General features: G+C 73.3%; 11 protein-coding genes. 1 reads left to right on the forward strand and 10 read right to left on the reverse strand.

Features of this window, described 5'->3' with window-relative positions; translation table 11 throughout:
• Positions 1 to 120: 120 nt before the first annotated feature.
• The 3 genes from ACZ499_RS16625 to guaA form a co-directional block, all read right to left on the reverse strand.
• Positions 121 to 1,368 (reverse strand): hypothetical protein, encoded by a 1,248-nt coding sequence (locus ACZ499_RS16625; RefSeq protein ID WP_468675675.1) that lies wholly within the window; start codon positions 1,366 to 1,368, stop codon positions 121 to 123.
• Positions 1,369 to 1,488: 120 nt separating this feature from the next.
• Entirely contained in the window at positions 1,489 to 2,304 is an 816-nt protein-coding gene (locus tag ACZ499_RS16630; protein ID WP_468675676.1) for a class II aldolase/adducin family protein, read from the reverse strand.
• A gap of 181 nt (positions 2,305 to 2,485) precedes the next feature.
• Entirely contained in the window at positions 2,486 to 4,072 is a 1,587-nt protein-coding gene (gene guaA, locus ACZ499_RS16635) for a glutamine-hydrolyzing GMP synthase (RefSeq protein WP_468675677.1), read from the reverse strand.
• A 308-nt stretch (positions 4,073 to 4,380) separates the two neighbouring features.
• On the opposite strand from guaA, the gene ACZ499_RS16640 reads away from it, so the two are divergent.
• Positions 4,381 to 4,668, forward strand: a complete 288-nt coding sequence (locus tag ACZ499_RS16640) for a chorismate mutase (protein WP_468675679.1) — start codon at positions 4,381 to 4,383, stop codon at positions 4,666 to 4,668.
• Positions 4,669 to 4,992: 324 nt separating this feature from the next.
• On the opposite strand, the gene ACZ499_RS16645 is transcribed toward ACZ499_RS16640, so the two are convergent.
• The 7 genes from ACZ499_RS16645 to ACZ499_RS16675 form a co-directional block, all read right to left on the reverse strand.
• Positions 4,993 to 5,118, reverse strand: a complete 126-nt coding sequence (locus ACZ499_RS16645) for a hypothetical protein (RefSeq protein ID WP_468675680.1) — start codon at positions 5,116 to 5,118, stop codon at positions 4,993 to 4,995.
• 316 nt (positions 5,119 to 5,434) lie between these two features.
• Positions 5,435 to 7,258, reverse strand: coding sequence for a GMC family oxidoreductase N-terminal domain-containing protein (locus tag ACZ499_RS16650; RefSeq protein ID WP_468675682.1), 1,824 nt, complete (start codon positions 7,256 to 7,258; stop codon positions 5,435 to 5,437).
• Between the two features lie 54 nt (positions 7,259 to 7,312).
• Positions 7,313 to 8,929 carry a succinic semialdehyde dehydrogenase gene (locus ACZ499_RS16655; RefSeq protein WP_468675684.1) on the reverse strand — a complete coding sequence of 539 codons (1,617 nt, stop codon included), beginning with the start codon at positions 8,927 to 8,929 and terminating at the stop codon, positions 7,313 to 7,315.
• Positions 8,930 to 9,058: 129 nt separating this feature from the next.
• Positions 9,059 to 10,723, reverse strand: coding sequence for a serine/threonine-protein kinase (locus ACZ499_RS16660; RefSeq protein WP_468675686.1), 1,665 nt, complete (start codon positions 10,721 to 10,723; stop codon positions 9,059 to 9,061).
• A gap of 92 nt (positions 10,724 to 10,815) precedes the next feature.
• Positions 10,816 to 12,387: a serine/threonine-protein kinase gene (locus ACZ499_RS16665; protein WP_468675687.1), complete on the reverse strand. Its 1,572-nt coding sequence runs from the start codon at positions 12,385 to 12,387 to the stop codon at positions 10,816 to 10,818.
• A 153-nt stretch (positions 12,388 to 12,540) separates the two neighbouring features.
• Positions 12,541 to 14,130, reverse strand: coding sequence for a serine/threonine-protein kinase (locus tag ACZ499_RS16670; RefSeq protein WP_468675809.1), 1,590 nt, complete (start codon positions 14,128 to 14,130; stop codon positions 12,541 to 12,543).
• Between the two features lie 178 nt (positions 14,131 to 14,308).
• Complete coding sequence (locus ACZ499_RS16675; RefSeq protein WP_468675689.1) at positions 14,309 to 17,410, reverse strand: protein kinase; 3,102 nt, start codon at positions 17,408 to 17,410, stop codon at positions 14,309 to 14,311.
• Positions 17,411 to 17,412: the final 2 nt, after the last annotated feature.

The raw sequence follows: 17,412 nt of genomic DNA on the forward strand, positions 1-17,412 counted from the left end.
TGTCACCTGACCATACGTACGGGAGCGACGCGCGGCTCAAACCGGTTCACCCCTCAACTGGTTTCCCTGGGTGGCGGCGCCAGTTCGGTCGGTGATGTCGGTTCAGCCGGTGACGTCGGCTCAGTCGCCGGTGACGTCGATCACGACCCGGTTCGTCTCGACGCCCGCGGCCGTGACCACCCGCACCTCCACCCGGCCCGGCTCGACGTCCACCGGGACCGGCACGGTCAGCACGGTGTCGCTGGGGTTGGCGAAGCCGCCGGTGACCGGGATCAGCGGCACATGGACGTGGACCGCGCCGATCCGCACGACCATCCGGGCGAGGCGGTCGGGGGTGCCCGCTCCGGGCGGCACGAATCCGGCGCCGCGGATCTCGATGTCGTCACCGGTACGGATCGGCGCGTCCAGATCGCCCGCCTCGCGCGCCCGGACCACCGAGAGCACGACGGGACGACCGCCTTCGGCGTACTTCCCGGCGAAGTACGTCAGCGCGGACACGGCCACCAGGAAGGCCAGCGCCCACGGCAGATCGGGCAGCCGGTCGGGCCGCCGGGCCAGCCGTACGGCGGCGAACAACACGGCGACCGTGGAGACCAGGACGTACTGGACGTCCGCGAAGCTGCCGCGCCCGGCGTCGTCGGTGAGCAGGTCGGCGGCGCGCGGGCGCTCCGCGCGCACCTTCTGCAGCCGCTGCCCCGCGATGCGTACGGACACCACCCGGCGCACCACCACGGTCACCGCGCTGACCAGCGCGACCACCGCCAGCAGGCCCGCGCCGCGGGAGAGTCCGAGGCCCTCGATCAGCGCGTCGCGCTCCTTCGCCCCGGACGCCCCGGCCAGCCGCACCGCGAGGAGGAGCACCGCGAAGGCCACGAGCAGCACCCAGGCGGCGGCGACCGCGCGCGAGGTGGAGAGCCGGTTGTCCTCGCCGACGACGGGCGCGAGCAGTCCGCCGCGCGCCCGGTGCAGCCACGCCGCGCCGGTCAGCGCGACCGCCACGGCCAGGGCGGCGAGCAGCCCGGCGGTCCTGGCGTGGCTCCAGCCGGTGCCGATCGCGGTGAAGGCCTCCACCAGCGCCAGCACGGCGACGCTCCCCCACACGGTCACGAGGGTGGCCAGCAGCACCGCGGCCGGCCAGGCCCGCCCCGCCTCCCGGCCGCGTTCGGCGAGCGCCCGGGCGGACTGGGTGAGCTCGTCCGACACCCACTGGCGGGACGCCCCGGCGGAGTGCGCGACGGCGGCGGGCAGCCCTTCTCCGGCGGCCAGCCCGTCGCGCTTGGCCAGGAACGCCGCCACCGCGCGCCGGTGGCCGTTCCGCGTCCCGGGACCGCAGTCACCACCGCATTGCCGAGCCTCCTGCACCGCCACGGAAATCTCGCCCTTCCCTCAAGTCATGTCGACTGTCAGGGAATTGTGCCGTACGAAAACCGTCCCACGGTCGACGGAGGCATGCGGCGCGAGTGATTGACGCACCATCAAATTGACGTACTACGACAGCAGTTCGGGCTCCGACTCACTGATCTGGTGCCACAGGGGCTGGTAGTTGATCCACGCGACCAGGTCGCTGCCCAGCTGGTCGCGGGTGGCGACCGCGTCCCGGCGGTCGATGAGCACCGGCTTCCCGGCCGCCCGCGCGGCCAGCTGCACCTCGCTGCACCGCTCCATCGAAAGGAACCACCAGGCCGCCGCGTCCACCGAGTCCCCCACGGTCAGCAGCCCGTGGTTGCGCAGGATCACCGCCTTGTACGGGCCGAGCGCGGCCGCGATCCGGCGCCCCTCCTCGGCGTCGACGACGACTCCCGTATAGGCGTCGAACAGGGCGTGGTCCTCGAAGAAGGCGCAGGCCTCCTGGGTGTACGGCTCGATCAGATCGCCGAGCGCCGCCAGCGCCCGCCCGTGCACCGAGTGGGTGTGCGCCACCGCGACCACCTCGGGGCGGGCCCGGTGCACCTGGGCGTGGACCGCGAAGGCCGCCTGGTTGACGTGGTAGCGGCCCTCGACGACCTGGCCCTCCCCGTTGACCATGACCAGCTCGCCCGCGGTGACCCGCGCGAACGGCACCCCGAACGGGTTCACCCAGTAGCAGTCCTCGAACTCCGGGTCGCGCGCCGAGATGTGCCCGGAGACCCCCTCCTCGCAGCCGGACCGAGCGAACAGCCGCAGGGCTCCCGCCAGCCGCTCCTTGCGGTGCTGCCGCTCATCGGCCGGGGTGGCGTGGACGGGCGGCAGGGCGAAGTGGAGGCGGTCGACGGGTATCGGCGCGGGGGCGGGCCGTTGCCCGGACGGCTGCGGGATCTCGGTCATGGCCGGAAGTTACCGCGCGTTCTCGCAGGTGAACAGAGCCGTGCGGGAGCGGATACGACGGCGCCGCCGCCCGGGGGACCCGGTGCGGCGGCGCTGATCGGCTGCGGGGAGCCCTACTCCCGCGCGAGGGTGCCCGGCGGCGGTTCACCTCCGCGTCGGCGGAGACGGGCACCGGCCGGAGTCACTCCCACTCGATGGTGCCCGGGGGCTTGCTCGTCACATCGAGGACGACGCGGTTGACGTCGGCGACCTCGTTGGTGATGCGCGTCGAGATCTTCGCCAGCACGTCGTACGGCATACGCGTCCAGTCCGCCGTCATGGCGTCCTCGGACGAGACCGGGCGCAGCACGATCGGGTGGCCGTAGGTGCGGCCGTCGCCCTGGACGCCGACGCTGCGGACGTCCGCGAGCAGCACGACCGGGCACTGCCAGATCTCGCGGTCCAGACCGGCCGCCGTCAGCTCCTCACGGGCGATGGCGTCGGCCTCGCGCAGCAGGTCGAGGCGGTCCTTGGTGACCTCGCCGACGATTCGGATGCCGAGGCCGGGGCCGGGGAACGGCTGGCGCTGGACGATCTCCTCCGGCAGGCCGAGTTCCTGGCCGACCATGCGGACCTCGTCCTTGAACAGCTTGCGCAGCGGCTCGACGAGTTCGAACTCCAGGTCCTCCGGGAGCCCGCCCACGTTGTGGTGCGACTTGATGTTCGCGGTGCCGGTGCCGCCGCCGGACTCGACGACGTCCGGGTACAGGGTTCCCTGCACAAGGAAGGCGACCTCTTCGCCGTGGCCCGCGCCCTCGGCCACGATCTCGGCCTGGGCCTGCTCGAAGACGCGGATGAACTCGCGGCCGATGATCTTCCGCTTGGTCTCCGGGTCGGAGACGCCGGCGAGCGCGGTGAGGAATCGCTCCTGCGCGTCGACGACCTTCAGCTGGACGCCGGTGGCGGCCACGAAGTCCTTCTCGACCTGCTCGGTCTCGCCCTTGCGCATCAGGCCGTGGTCGACGTAGACGCAGGTCAGCTGGGAGCCGATGGCCTTCTGGACGAGGGCCGCGGCGACCGCGGAGTCCACGCCGCCGGACAGGCCGCAGATGGCGCGCTTGGCGCCGACCTGCTCGCGGATGAGGGCGATCTGCTCCTCCACGACGTTGTGCGTCGTCCAGGTCGGCTCGATGCCCGCGCCCCGGTAGAGGAAGTGCTCAAGGATCTGCTGGCCGTGCGTGGAGTGCAGCACCTCGGGGTGGTACTGCACGCCGTACAGCTTCTTCTCGTCGTTCTCGAAGGCGGCGACCGGTACGACGTCCGTGGACGCGGTGACGGTGAAGCCCTCGGGCGCGGCCGAGCAGGCGTCGCCGTGCGACATCCACACCGACTGCTCGGCGGGCGTGCCCTCGAAGAGCGTGGAGCCGACCTTGGTGACGTGCAGCGGCGTGCGGCCGTACTCGCGCGCGCCGTTGTCGTCGACCGTGCCGCCGAGGGTCGTCGCCATCAGCTGGAAGCCGTAGCACATGCCGAAGACGGGGACGCCGGCCTCGAAGAGCGCGCGGTCCAGGCGCGGGGCGCCCTCCGCGTACACGGACGAGGGGCCGCCCGAGAGGATGATCGCCTTCGGGTTCTTGGCCAGCATCTCGGCCACGGGCATCGTGCTCGGCACGATCTCGCTGTAGACCCGGGCCTCACGGACGCGGCGGGCGATGAGCTGGGCGTACTGGGCGCCGAAGTCGACGACGAGTACGACGTCGGGCGCGGCAGCGGGGGACGCTGAGGACACTGGCGGCCTTCCGGCGGTGGGAGGGGTCGGTATTTGTCGATTCTACCGGGGCGCGAGCCGGGCGCCTTCGTCTCACCATCCGAACCGGGATTGGCCCCGCCCTGCGGCACGGGTCCATACTGTCGCCATGCTCAAGCACCAGACCTTCGTCTTTACCTATGGCACCGGCCCGTCCGGCTGCCATGGTCGTGCTGCTTGAGCATCTGACAAGCGACTTCCCAGGCGCCCCGGGCCGACAAGGCCCGGGGCGTTCTGTCATTTCCGGGCCTTGCCGCTCCGGGGCACCCGACACCCGAGGAGCCCCACACATGTCTGTCACCCAGATCGAAAAGACCGGCGCCCGCACCGACGAGGCCGCCTCCGTGATCACCGGCGCCCGGGAGCGCATCGACGCGATCGACGACCGCATCATCGGCCTGATCCAGGAACGGATGGCCGTCTCGGCCGTCATCCAGGAGTCCCGGATCGCCTCCGGCGGGCGCCGGGTGAACCTGAACCGCGAGATGGAGGTCCTCGCCCACTACCGCGACGCCCTCGGCAAGCCCGGCACCGCGCTCGCGATGACGATGCTGGAGCTCTGCCGGGGCCGGATCTGAGTTCGGCACAGCCTCACCCGTCCGGCGCCGTGACCGGCCGGTGCCCCGCTTCGTTGGGCAGGGTGTCCGTGTCAGCCAGGGGCGGGCCCGAAAAAACCACGCGTGGCTCCGCTGGAGCGTGTGACGTGCTGACTGGCACGTCGTGGGACCTCGCCCCAGCGCGCGTGACCGGTCGGCAGGGGACAGCAGCCCGGTCACCCCTTAAAAGCGGTCGGCTCCGGGGACGCCCGGGGCCGGCCGCATCCGGCCCAGACGGTTGTGCGCTCCGCAGCCCACCCTTCACGATGCAGCGACACGTCACCCCATCACTGCACAGAGCGACCGTCAGTGGTCGATACCACCCGCGCGCCCCGGCGCGCCGGGACCGGCCACCCGGCGCTCGTCCACCAGCGGCGCTACCCCCGGCGCCACCTCCCGCAGCACAGACGCCGCCCTGACGTCGGTGCTCACGGCCAAGGCCCCCCGCGAGCCATCCCCAGGACGGATGACCCGATGCGGGGCCCTTCGTGCTGTCCGGACGCGGCCGCTGCCGACCGGTTGCCCTGTCCTCCGCTTTTGGCGTGATTCGAACGCTCCCGCGCCACCGGTGTGACAGGGAGCACATAAGAATTCTGTGAGTCCTGGGACAACCATTGACAGGATTGGCAGGTCATCCCTGTGGAACCAACGGCCCCGCCTTGTTCGGCGCGCGGCCCACGGACGAGCGAGGAGCGCTGCACTCGGAGGGGGGTGCAGCGCTCCTCGTTTCCGTTTGGCCGAAGTTGACCTACTCGGCGCTCTTCGGCGGCACCGCCGGCATCCCCAGGAACGGCAGCCGCAGCGCGCCGAACGCGTCCGCCGGGACCGCCGGAGCCTTCGGCGCCACGGCCTCGACCCGTACGTACGGCTGGCCCTGGGCCGGGCGCGGGTCGGCCTCGCCCTTGTTCGGCCACAGCGACATCGCCCGCTCGGCCTGCGCCGTGATCGTCAGCGACGGGTTGACGCCCAGGTTCGCCGAGACGGCGGCGCCGTCGACCACCGAGATGCCCGGGTGCCCGTAGAGGCGGTGGTACGGGTCGATCACGCCCTCCTCCGCCGACGCGCCGATCGGGCAGCCGCCCAGGAAGTGCGCGGTCAGCGGGGTGCCCATCAGCTCGCCGACGTTCGAGCCGGCGAAGCCGTTGATCTCGGCGGCGAGCTCGGTCGCCGCCCGGGAGGCCGCCCGGATCTGCTTCGGGTTGGGCGCGCCGTGGCCCTGACGGGCGGTGAGCAGGCCCTTGCCGACGCCGTCCGGCTTCAGATACGTCGTCAGCGAGTTGTCCAGGGACTGCATGACGAGGCCGATGATGGTCCGCTCCGACCAGCGGTGGTTGCTGAGCGAGCGGGCAAGCAGCCCCGGGTGCTTCACCGCGTTCGCCAGCCAGCCCAGCGCCGCCGAGGAGCCCTCCGCGTACGGCACCTGGAGGATCGACATGCCGCCCATCGCGTTCGAGCCCCGGCCGTAGCGGACCGGCTCGATGTGGGTGTTCTCGTCGGGGTGGACCGAGGACGTGATGGCGACGCCACGGGTGAAGTCCGCCTTGGCCGCGCCGTGCGCCTTGCGGTAGCGGCGGTTGTTGGTCTGCGCCCCCACCAGCGCCTCGGAGTTGGTGCGGGTCAGCTCACCGAGCCGCTTGGACACGTACGGCAGCTGGCCGCCCGAGCGCATCCGGTGCAGCAGGGTCTGGGTGCCGTACGTCCCGGCCGCGATCACGACGCGCCGCGCCTTGAAGAGGCGGCCCGCGCCCTTCTTGCGGTTGTCCGTGGGCAGCGTGGCGACCGCGTACCCGCCCTGCGAGTCGTCGGTGACCGAGACGGCCGTCGTCATCGGGTGCACCACCGCGCCCGCCTTCTCGGCGAGGTAGAGGTAGTTCTCGTTGAGGGTGTTCTTCGCGCCGTGGCGGCAGCCCGTCATGCACTCGCCGCACTCGGTGCACGCCTTGCGAGCCGGGCCCGCGCCGCCGAAGTACGGGTCGGCGACCGACTCCCCCGGCCTCGCCTTCACCGTGCCCTCCGCGTCCTCCCCGTCCCCGAAGAAGACGCCCACTGGCGCCATGTGGAAGGTGTCACCCACGCCCATCCGCTGCGCGGCGGCCTTGAGGTGGACGTCGGAGGGGGTCATGGTCGGGTTGAGCCGGACCCCGAGCATGCGCTTGGCCTGCTCGTAGTACGGGGTCAGCTCCTCCTGCCAGTCGGTGATGTCCTTCCACTGCGGGTCGTCGAAGAACTGCTTCGGCGGTACGTAGAGGGTGTTGGCGTAGTTCAGCGACCCGCCGCCGACGCCCGCGCCCGCGAGCACCATCACGTTGCCGAGCAGATGGATGCGCTGGATCCCGTACATCCCCAGCTTCGGCGCCCAGAGATAGTTCTTGATGTCCCAGGAGTTCTTGGGCAGCGTGGCGGGCGTGAAGCGCCGGCCCGCCTCCAGGACCCCCACCCGGTAGCCCTTCTCGGTCAGGCGCAGGGCCGTCACCGAGCCTCCGAAGCCGGAGCCGACGACCAGCACGTCGTAGTCGTACGCCTCGTCGTCTTCCGGGAGTCCCTGGTTCCGGGCGCGCGTCTCCTGGGGCATCGGCTCTCCTCGTACGAAACAGAAAGGGCGGGGCGGAACGGGAAGCGGAGGGGGTCAGCGCAGGCGCAGGGCCTTCATCGCCTTGAGGCTGCGGCTCATGAACGCGGCGTACTTCTCGTCGTCCATCCCGAACGACGGCGCGAGCGGCAGGATCCGCTGCTGGGCGACGGTCTGGGCCTCGGTGTACTTGAGGATGCCCTCGGAGCCGTGGCGGCGGCCGAGGCCGGAGTCCTTCATGCCGCCCATCGGGGACTGGACGCTGCCGTACGCCGGGGCGTACCCCTCGTTGATGTTGACCGTGCCGGTGCGCAGCCGCGCGGCGACCTCGTGGCCGCGCCGCGAATCCTTCGTCCAGACCGAGGAGTTGAGGCCGTACGGGGTCGCGTTGGCGGCCTCGATCACCTCGTCCTCGTCGGTGAACCGGTAGATGGAGACGACCGGGCCGAAGGTCTCCTCGGTGCAGACGGCCATCGGGGCCTCGACCCCGTCGAGGATCGTCGGCTCGTAGAAGAGCGGGCCGATGTCGGGGCGGGCGACGCCGCCCGCGACCAGCCGGGCGCCCTTGGCGACGGCCTCCTCGACGTGCCGGGTCACGGTCTCCAGCTGGCGCTCGCCGACCAGCGAGCCCATGTCGGCGCCGTACGCGAGGGAGTTGCCGAGCCGCATCGCCTTGGTGCGGGCGGCGAACCGCTCGACGAAGGCGTCCGCGACCGACTCGTGGACGTACAGCCGCTCGATGGAGATGCAGAGCTGGCCCGCCGAGGAGAAGCAGGCGCGGACCGCTCCGGCCGCCGCCTTCTCCACATCGGCGTCGCGCAGCACCAGCATCGCGTTCTTGCCGCCCAACTCCAGCGAGACGCCGACCAGTCGGGCCGCCGCGCCCTGGGCGACCTCGCGGCCGGTGCGGGTCGAGCCGGTGAAGGAGACGTAGTCGGCGTGCTTGACGACCTCGGGACCGACGACCGGGCCCTCACCGAGCACCACCTGGAACACCTCGGCGGGCAGCCCGGCCTCTATCAGGAGGTCACGGGCCCACAGCGCGGTGAGCGCGGTCTCGGTGTCGGGCTTCATCACCACGGCGTTGCCGGAGACGAAGGCGGGCAGCGCGTCGCCGACGGACAGCTCGAACGGGTAGTTCCAGGGCGCGATCTGCCCCACCACCCCGCGCGGCTGGCGCAGTTCGGTGACCTTGGTGAGGGTCGGCACCACGCCGGTGTGCCGCTTGGGCCGCAGATACGCGGGCGCCTTGCGGCCGTAGTGGCGCGCGGCCACGGCGACGGCCTGGACCTCCTCGTGCGCGTGGAGGCGGGCCTTGCCGGTCTCCAGCTGGATGAGGTCGAGGACCTCGGCCTGGCGGTCGAGGACCAGGTCGTGGAAGCGCAGCAGGACGGCGGCGCGCTGCCGGGCCGGGGTCGCGGCCCAGGCGGGCTGGGCCGCGCGGGCGCGGGCGAAGGCCCCGGCGACATCGTCGGGCGTGGACTCGGGCAGGTCCGCCAGCTTCTCGCCGGTGAACGGCGTGTGGTTGGCCGTACGACCGGAGCCGGCCACTCCCCGGGTGAGCTTGGCGACCACCTCCGGGGTGACCACATCGGCGGCGGTGCGGGCGCCCGCCGGGGCGGCGGCGACCGGGTTCGTACGGGTGCTGGTGGGCGTGGCCTGCGAGTCCGTCATGGGAGCGAGCGTATGCCGGGCACGGCGGTTTGGGTACCCGCCGGTAACACTTTTCGGAACCCTCACCACCGCGCCAGCGACCACTGGCGACATAAGCGCTGATCAGCGCGTTGTGCCCGGAGAACCGCCTCAGAGGTTGTGTATTTTCAGCCCGTCACGCACCTGTGCGAACAGCTTTTCGCCGTCCTGCGCGGCCTGTCCTTCGGCGGGTGCCTTCACCCGCATCTTCCAGTAGGTCGAGCCCTCGCCGGGGACGAGCAGCTCGAAGTACTTGAAGTGGTACGGGTCGGTGTCACTCGACGAAGTGCTGTACGGAACGTAGTCGGTGACCAGCTCGGCGGCCTCGTTGCCCTGGAACCTGGTCTTCTTGGAGGTCACGTCGGCGTCCTTCATCTCCGTCTTCGCGTGACCGCCTTCGGCGTAGTACGCCTCCCAGTCGGTGGCCGAGCGCCCGACCGCGTCCTTCTCGCTCTCGGGGTCGGTGCGCCAGAAGTCGATCTCGAAGATGCCGCTGGGGTCGTAGTACGCGAGCGCGTCTCCGATCTTCTCGGGCTGCGCCCGCCTGTAGTCGCCGGGCACCGCCACGTCCGCGCCGAGCACTTCGGTCTCCGGCCGCACCTGCCAGCCGGACGGCAGCCCTTCGCCGCTGAACGGCTGGACGAGGGCGAGCACCAGCGCGGCCGCCACCGCGAGCACCCCGCCGCCCAGGCCGTACCGGGCGCGCCGGCTGCGGGCCAGGACCGGCGGGACCCAGGCGCGCAGGCCCCCGGCCGGGCCCGCACCCGCGTCGGCGAGCAGCCGGGTCGCCGCGGCCGAGGCGGGCGCCGGGTGGGCGAACGACTCCAGGGTCTGGCGGATCTCGGCGGGCGCCGGGCGGGCCGCCGGGTCCTTGCGCAGCAGCTGCATCACCAGCGTGCCGAAGGCGCCCGAGCCCCTCGCCGGCATCTGCGGCTCGGCGGACAGGACCGCCTGGAGGGTGGCGGGGGTGTTGCTGCGCCGGTACGGGGACACGCCCTCGACCGCCGCGTACAGCACCACACCGAGCGACCAGAGGTCGGACTCCGGGCCCGGCCGCTGGCCGAGCACCCGCTCCGGGGCGATGTACTCGGGCGAGCCGACGAACCCCCCGGTCTCGGTGAGGCCCTGCTCGCCCTCGACCTGGGCGATGCCGAAGTCGGTCAGCACGACCCGGTCGCCGCGCCCCAGCAGGACGTTGGCGGGCTTCACATCGCGGTGCAGGACGCCCGCCTCGTGCGCGGCGGAGAGCGCGCCGAGCACCGCGAGCCCGATCCGGGCGGCCTCGCGGAGGTCGAGGGTGCCCTCCTGGAGCCGGTCGGCCATCGAGTGGCCGCGCACCAGCTCCATGACGATCCACGGCTTGCCGTCCTCGACGACCACATCGTGCACGGTGACCACGGAGGGGTGGTCGATCCGGGCGGCGGCCCGCGCCTCACGCTGCATCCGCAGATGGACCGTGGTCCGCTCGCGCTCGCCCAAGTGGTCCGGCACGAGCGGCTCCTTGACCGCCACGTCGCGGTCCACCACCTCGTCGTGGGCCCGCCAGACCGTGCCCATCCCGCCGTGGCCGAGGCGGTCGACGAGCCGGTAGCGGCCACCGAGGATCCGGCCCGCGCCGGACCCCGGCTTCCCGTCTCCGCCGACGACCTCCTGCGTCGCCTCGTACTGCCGCGGTACGGCCGGCCGCCCGGGCACCGGCTGCTCCTGCGGTACGGACTGCGGCGGCCGGAGGTCGTAGCTGGTGGGCTCGTGTGCCCGTCCCCCATCGTTCGTCATGCGCACATCCTGTCGAACGGCCCGTGCCGGCACCAACCGAGGGGCGTGAGGGATGCGGACCCGTGACACGGCCACGGGCGGAGGCGGACGGATCAGGCCGACGGCGTGAAGGAGTCGAGCGCGGTGTCGAAGTGCCGCTTGGCCTCGTCGAGCCGCGCGACCGGCGCAGAGACCCACACGTCGTACATCTTCCCGTTCTCGTCCCAGCACTCGTCGTAGGTGTGCCGGGGCCCCTCGGTGGTGCTGAAGCCGTTCCAGCTGAACTCCCACAGTGCCGCGTCATGGCCCTGGTGGGTGGTGGCGACGACCTTGCCGCCCCGGTACCCGGGGTTGGTGGAGGGCCCGTTGGCGTCGGCGTCCCGCATGATGCCGAGCGGGCCGCCGGAGACGGAGTTCTGCAGCCGGATGCCCAGCCGGAAGGCCCCGTCCGGCGACACGTAGAAGACGCGCCTGTCGTCGGTGGTACGGACGTAGCCCGCCGGGACCGTGAGGCGGAAGCCGTCCGGGTCGCGGACGTGGCGGTACCCGGCGGGGGCGGTGCCGGCCGGGGCCGGCTCGTCGGCGCGCGTGACCGTCACCGTGGGGCCGGGCGGCCCCGGCTTCACCGAGGAGGACGCGGTGACCGTCGCCGTCGTCCCGCCGCCGCCCGCCGTGACCCGGGCCCGTCCGCCGTCGTCGTCGCTCAGCAGCACCGCGGCGGTCGCGCCCGCGCCGCCGAGGACGACGACCAGGGCCGCCGCGATCAGCGCGGTCCTGGTCCGGGACCCGCTCCCCGGCTGCGCCACGGCGACCCGCTCGGTCGGTGTGTAGTGCCTCGGCGCGACGGGGGTGGAGCCGGTCGCCACGTACGCGCGCAGCAGCTCCCGCGCCTCGTCGGCGGCGAGCCTGCGCCCGGGGTCGCGCTCAAGCAGTCCGCGCACGACCGGCAGCAGCGGTTCGGCGGCCTGCGGCGGGCGGATCTCGTCGGTGACCACCGCGTGCAGCACGCCGCCCAACGAGTCGCGGCGGAAAGGGGATTCGCCGCTCAGGGCGGCGCACAGCAGCACGCCGAGGGACCACAGATCGGACTCGGGCCCGGCGGCGCCGCCCTGCATCCGCTCAGGCGAGGTGTACTCGGGCGAGCCGACGAAGGCCCCGTCCTCGCTGATCGTGGTGGACCCCGGCAGCTGCGCGATGCCGAAGTCGGTGAGCACGACCCGGCCGGTGCCCTCCTCCAGGAGGACGTTGGCGGGCTTGAGGTCGCGGTGGAGCACGCCCTGGCGGTGTGCGGTGCTCAGCGCGCCCAGCAGCGCGATGCCGATCCGGGCCGCCTCGCGGGCGTCGACCGGGCCGCTGCCGCGCAGCCGGTCGGCGAGCGAGCCGCCCTCGACCAGCTCCATCACGATGTACGAGCGCCCGTCCTGCTCGACGACGTCGTGGACGACGATGACGTGCGGATGCTTGAACTGCGCCACGGCACGCGCCTCGCGCAGCGCCGCGGTGGCGGGGGCGCCGCCGTCGAGGTGCAGCTCCTTGACGGCGACCTGGCGGCCCAGGAGCTGGTCGGTGGCGCGCCAGACGGTGCCCATGCCACCACGGCCGAGCCGGGCCGTCGGCCGGTAACGCCCGGCGATGAGACGGTCCTCGGCCGCGCCACCACGCGGATCACTGGCTGGTGCGGGCACCGCTTCCCCTCGCTCATTGGTCCTGTGGCCATCATGCCGCACGGGGCCGCGCCGGAGCGGGGTGCGAGGTCACGAGACGGAATCGACCGGGCGGGCGCGGGAAGAGGGGGCGGGCGCGAGGGGCGGGGGCGCGCGACGGGGGCGCGCGTCCGCTCAGTTCAGCGGCGGCGGCCGCCAGCCGCGCAGCACCGTGTCGAACTGCTCGCGGGTGGTCGCCCAGTCGGACTCCGGCCCGGACATGTAGATCGCGTACTCGACAGCGCCGTTGTCGGCGAAGTACATCTGGTCAATCGCGTGCCGCTTGCCCGGGAAGCGCGTCTTCTCCACAAAGGTGAACTCCCAGAGCGAGGAGTTCACCTGATCCCGGAAAGTGTTCGGCTTCAGCATCACCCGCTGGTACGTGGGCACCCGCTTCTTCAGCGTCTTCTCCAGGTCCAGCTGGTGCGTGTACGGGTTCTCGAAGTCGGGCTTGCCGATGCTGACGCGTATGTAGTGACGGCCGTTGTCCGGCGTGTAGTCGGTCTCCTTCCCGAACATCTGGCGCCGCCAGCCCTCCGGCACGAAGAGGCTGAACCCGGCCGGGTCCTTCACCCGCTTCCAGCCGTCGGGCACGGACGCGTCGCCCTTGGCCGTCTTGTCCGGCTTGGCGACCGGCGAACGGGTCGTGGTGGTGGTCGCCGAGCCGCCGCCGCTGTCGCGGTACTTCAGGGCGGCGAGACCGGCCGCACCGCCGAGGACGGCAGCGAGCGCGACCACCAGGGCGATGGTCCGCCCGCGCCTTCTGGGGGCGGGGCGGGCGGGAGCGGGGGCGGGAGCGACCGCCTCGGGAGCGGGGGTGCGAACCGTCCCGGAGGTCCCCGCCGGGGCCGTGGCGGCCCGCAGTTCGGACTCGGAGACCTGACGGGTCGGCACGTACTCGTGCGCCGCCTTCGGCTCGCGTCCCTCCATCGCCTCCAGGAACATCCGCTCGGCCTCTTCGACCGAGGGGCGGTCCTCGGGCTCCTTGCGAAGCAGTGCCGTGATCACCGGCGCCAGCGCGCCCGCGTGCGTGGCGGGCGGCGGCTCCTCGTTCACCACCGCCTGCATGGTGGAGATGGGCGAGGAGCGGCGGAAGGGCGACTCGCCCTGGACGGCCGCGTACAGCGTGGCGCCGAGGGACCACAGGTCGGAGGCGGGACCGGGCTGTCCTCCTCGTACCCGCTCGGGCGCCAGATAGTCGATGGAGCCGACGAGTTCACCGGTCCGGGTGATCGTGGCGTCGCCCTCGATGGCGGCGATCCCGAAGTCCGTGAGCAGCACGCGCGCGTCCCGGGCGAGCAGCACGTTGCCGGGCTTGACGTCGCGGTGCAGCACGCCCGCGGCATGCGCGGCGCGCAGGGCGCCCAGGACGTGCAGTCCGATGCGGGCGGCCTCGCGGGCCTCGATCCGCCCGGTCTCGGAGGCCTTCACGGCGTCGGCGAGCGAGGGCCCGTCGACGTACTGCATCACGATCCAGGGGCGGTTGTCGTGGTCGAGCACGTCATGGACGGTGACCACCCCGGGGTGGGTGATGCGGGCCGCGGCCCGCGCCTCCTTCTGCGTACGCGCGTGCAGCACGACGCGGTCGGCCTCCGCCACGTACAGCGCGGCGGTCAGCTCCTTGACTGCCACCGTGCGGTGCAGGACCTCGTCGTGGGCGCGCCAGACCTTGCCCATGCCGCCGCGGCCGATGGTGTCGCCGAGCCGGTAGCGCCCGGCCAGCAGCAGCCCTGTCGCCACCGCTTCCGCGCCCTTGCCGCTGTTGCTCTGGTTCTGTTCCACGTCCCCCGCCCGGCCGGTCCTTAAGGGGCAAGGTTACGGAGCGGATTCCGGCCAGGGAACCTCGGGGGCACCTTGTGCCGCACCTACCAAGAGGTATGTGTCTGAGGCAACCTGTGAAGCGTCAACGAGTGGCGCTGTAAGCGGCCGTGGCCTGGGTGTAGATCTCCGTCACCTTGTCCCGCTGCGGCTCCGGACCGATGACCACGACGAGGTGATATCGGCCATTGATAACCATGACTTGATTGCGTACGTAAACTGTCCGGCCAGTGCTGTCCCGCCAGGTGAACTGCCCCTCGGCAGTCACTTTCCGGCCAATGTCGACCCGCCGCAGCCCCGTCGCGGTGGCCCAGGCCGAGTCCCGGAACGGCTGGAGCTCGCGCTCCTTGTCCCGCTGGTACGCGAGCGGGTCGTCGCCGACGTCCTTGACCGCGTCCCGGCCGGGCACCAGGAGCAGAGTGAAGTCGCCACCGACATAACGGACTTGTCCGGCGTCGTTGATGGGCCGCCGCTGGAAGGAGGGATCGACCGCGGTCCGGAACCCCTCAGGGTCGGTGCGCAGCACATACCCCTTGGCGGGCGGCTGTCCGCCGGGCGCGGTGGTCTGCGTCCGCGGCGTCGAGGGCGTACCACTGCGAGGAGAGGTGCTGGGCGTCGGCGCGCTCGTACTCGTACGGGCCGACGGGGCGCCCCCGTTGTCGGCCCTGCCCTTGTCCTTCGTCCCGGACTTGGGCATGAAGAACACGGCGTACGCGAGCGCGGCGGCCAGGAGTAACAGGACGAGCAGGACGAGGGTGCGGCCGAGCGAGCGGGGCGCGCGCGTACGCGCACGCGTGGCGGACTGGCGGGACTTGGGCGTGCGGGACTCCGCCGAGCGCAGCCTGGCCTGACGCGGCCCCTCGGACACCTCGGGCGCGGGCCGCCGCTCGGGCCTGCGGGGCTGCGTACGCCGCTGCTGGCGGTGGCGGCCGTGCTCACCGGAGGCCCCGCGACGGCGCCGGACGAGCTCGCCCCGGCGGCGCACGATCGGCAGCCGGGTCGCGTCGGGCGCGGGCAGCGGGACGACCTCGGTGCCCGCGTCCGGCTCGGGCGCGGACCGCACGATCGAGCGCAGCCAGCCGCGCAGCTCCTCGAAGTCCGGGCGCTCGGTGGGGTCCTGGCGCAGCAGCGACTCGACGACCGGCCTCAGCGGGCCGCACTCCTCGGCGAACGCGGGCGGCTCGCCGCACACCATCTGCACCAGCTCGACGGCGCTCTCCTCCGGGTACGGCGCGTGCCCCTGCACGGCCCGGAAGAGCAGCGCGCCCAGCGCCCACAGATCGGTGGCGGGCCCGATCGGTGGCGCCAGGCGCCAGTTCTCGTGCACGGGCCCGGCCTGCTCGGGCGCCCACCGCTCGGTGACGGCCCCGACGACGGCGATCCGCGTCTGCCGCGCCCGCTCGGCGGCGAGCCGCGTGGCGGGGCCCCGGTACCCGCCCCCGTGCCGCTGGGGCACGGCCGCCTCCCAGCCGCCCTCCCGGGCGGGCACGGGCGCGCTGACATGCGTCTGCCGCTGGGCATCGGCCCGCAACGCCTCGGCCCCGGCCCCGGTCGCGTGCGGGAGCGCGGGCCGCGGCTCGGCGGAGGGCCGCGGCCCGGTGGTGGCGGGAGGCCGGGGGTGCCCGCCGGTCCGGGACGCGTCGGAGTGCGCGGGCTGCGTGGGCTGCGCGTGCGGGACTTCGAGACGCGGGAGTTGGGGGTGCGGGGTCGGGGCATGGGGGCGTTGGGCGTGCGGGGTCTCGGGGTGCGTGTCCGTCGGGTGGGCGGAGGTCTCGGGGTGGGCGCCGGTCGGGCTGGGCTGCGCGGGGCGCGCGACCCAGCGCCCGGTGACCGGGTCGTACGCACGCCGCGTACGCCCCGAGTCCGGGCCCTCCTCCACGGCGTACGGACTGGCCGCCGAGGACGTCCCCGCTGCCCCCGCAGGCGTACGCGGCACCCGGGTACCGCTCACCGGGTCGTACATGCCCCGGTCGGCGGCGTCGCGCCAGACGCCCTCCAGCTCGGCCTGGGTGAGCTCGGGCCGCGGCACCGGCAGCGCGGCCCCGTCGTCGCCCACGCGCGCGGCGGCCCGCGCCCCGGCCCGGTACGCCGCGATGGCCCCGGCCCGCGCGACCTCCGAGGACGCCCCGGAACGGGACGCGGGCGCCCCGCCCTGCTCAGCCCCCGGCTGCCCGCCCCGGCCACCACCCTGCTCCTCGCCGCTCGGCCCCGCCGGAGACCACCCCGCGGGCAGAGCCGGCGCTCTGGTCGAGGGCAGGGGGGCGGGGTGCGGCGCGGGGGCCGCCTGGGCGGCCGGGCCGAGGTGCGTGTCGGGGTGAGTCCCGGCGGGGCGGCCGGGGTCGGCGGCGGGCCGGTCAGGGCCGCCGTAGGGGGCTCCGTACGGGTCGCCGGGCAGCCGGTCCGGAGTGCCGGAGGACCGGTCCCGGTCGTCGTAGAGGTCGCCGGGCGCGTCCGGGCCGCCGAAGTCCGGGGAGCCTGCGGAGCCCGGGGAGCCTGCGGAGCCCGGGCCCGAGTCCGGGGCACCCGACCACGCGGCCTCGGCGTCGTCAGCCGCCCCCGTCGCCCCCGGCACGCCGAAGTCGTCGCTCTCCTCACCGAGCGGCGGCGGCATCACCACGTAGCCGCAGAGCGCCTCCTCCGCCGCGCCGGCCGCCAGGCCGGTCAGCATCACGCGGCCGTCGTCGCATATCAACACCGTGCGCTCGGTGATGTTGCGGTGCGTCCAGCCGTGCGCGTGCAGCACGCGCAGCGCGGTCAGTACGTCGGAGGCGACCTCCGCCGCCCGGTACGGCGCCATCGGCTGCTGGGCGAGGAGCGCGGCCAGCGGCCGGGCCATGACGAGCTCGCTGACGATCCACAGCGAGCCGTCCTCCGCGAAGACGTCGAAGACCTGGTCGAGCCGGGGGTGGTCGGGGATCTGCGCGGCCGCCTGGGCCGCCTCGATCGCACGCCGCAGGGCGGGGTCCGCGGGCCGCCGCGCCGCTCCGTCGCCGTACCCGTCCCCGTACCGCCCGTCCGCGCCCTGCACCTCCGCGTCCACGACCTCCGGCAACGGCACCTGCCGCACCAGGACTTCCTGGCCGCTGTAGGTGTCGAAAGCCCGGGTCTCGAACGGCTCGTACTCGTCGGAGGAAGGCAGCGGCAGCCGGTAGCGGTCAGCGAGCACCCGACCCGCGTAGTCGTCCACGA

This window comes from Streptomyces sp. NPDC031265 (assembly GCF_055570295.1).

Coding starts and splice junctions, on each gene's coding strand:
- ACZ499_RS16630 (WP_468675676.1), bottom strand. CDS start 2,304: ATGACCGAGATCCCGCAGCCGTCCGGGCAACGGCCCGCCCCCGCGCCG.
- ACZ499_RS16640 (WP_468675679.1), top strand. CDS start 4,381: ATGTCTGTCACCCAGATCGAAAAGACCGGCGCCCGCACCGACGAGGCC.
- ACZ499_RS16650 (WP_468675682.1), bottom strand. CDS start 7,258: ATGCCCCAGGAGACGCGCGCCCGGAACCAGGGACTCCCGGAAGACGAC.
- ACZ499_RS16655 (WP_468675684.1), bottom strand. CDS start 8,929: ATGACGGACTCGCAGGCCACGCCCACCAGCACCCGTACGAACCCGGTC.
- ACZ499_RS16660 (WP_468675686.1), bottom strand. CDS start 10,723: ATGACGAACGATGGGGGACGGGCACACGAGCCCACCAGCTACGACCTC.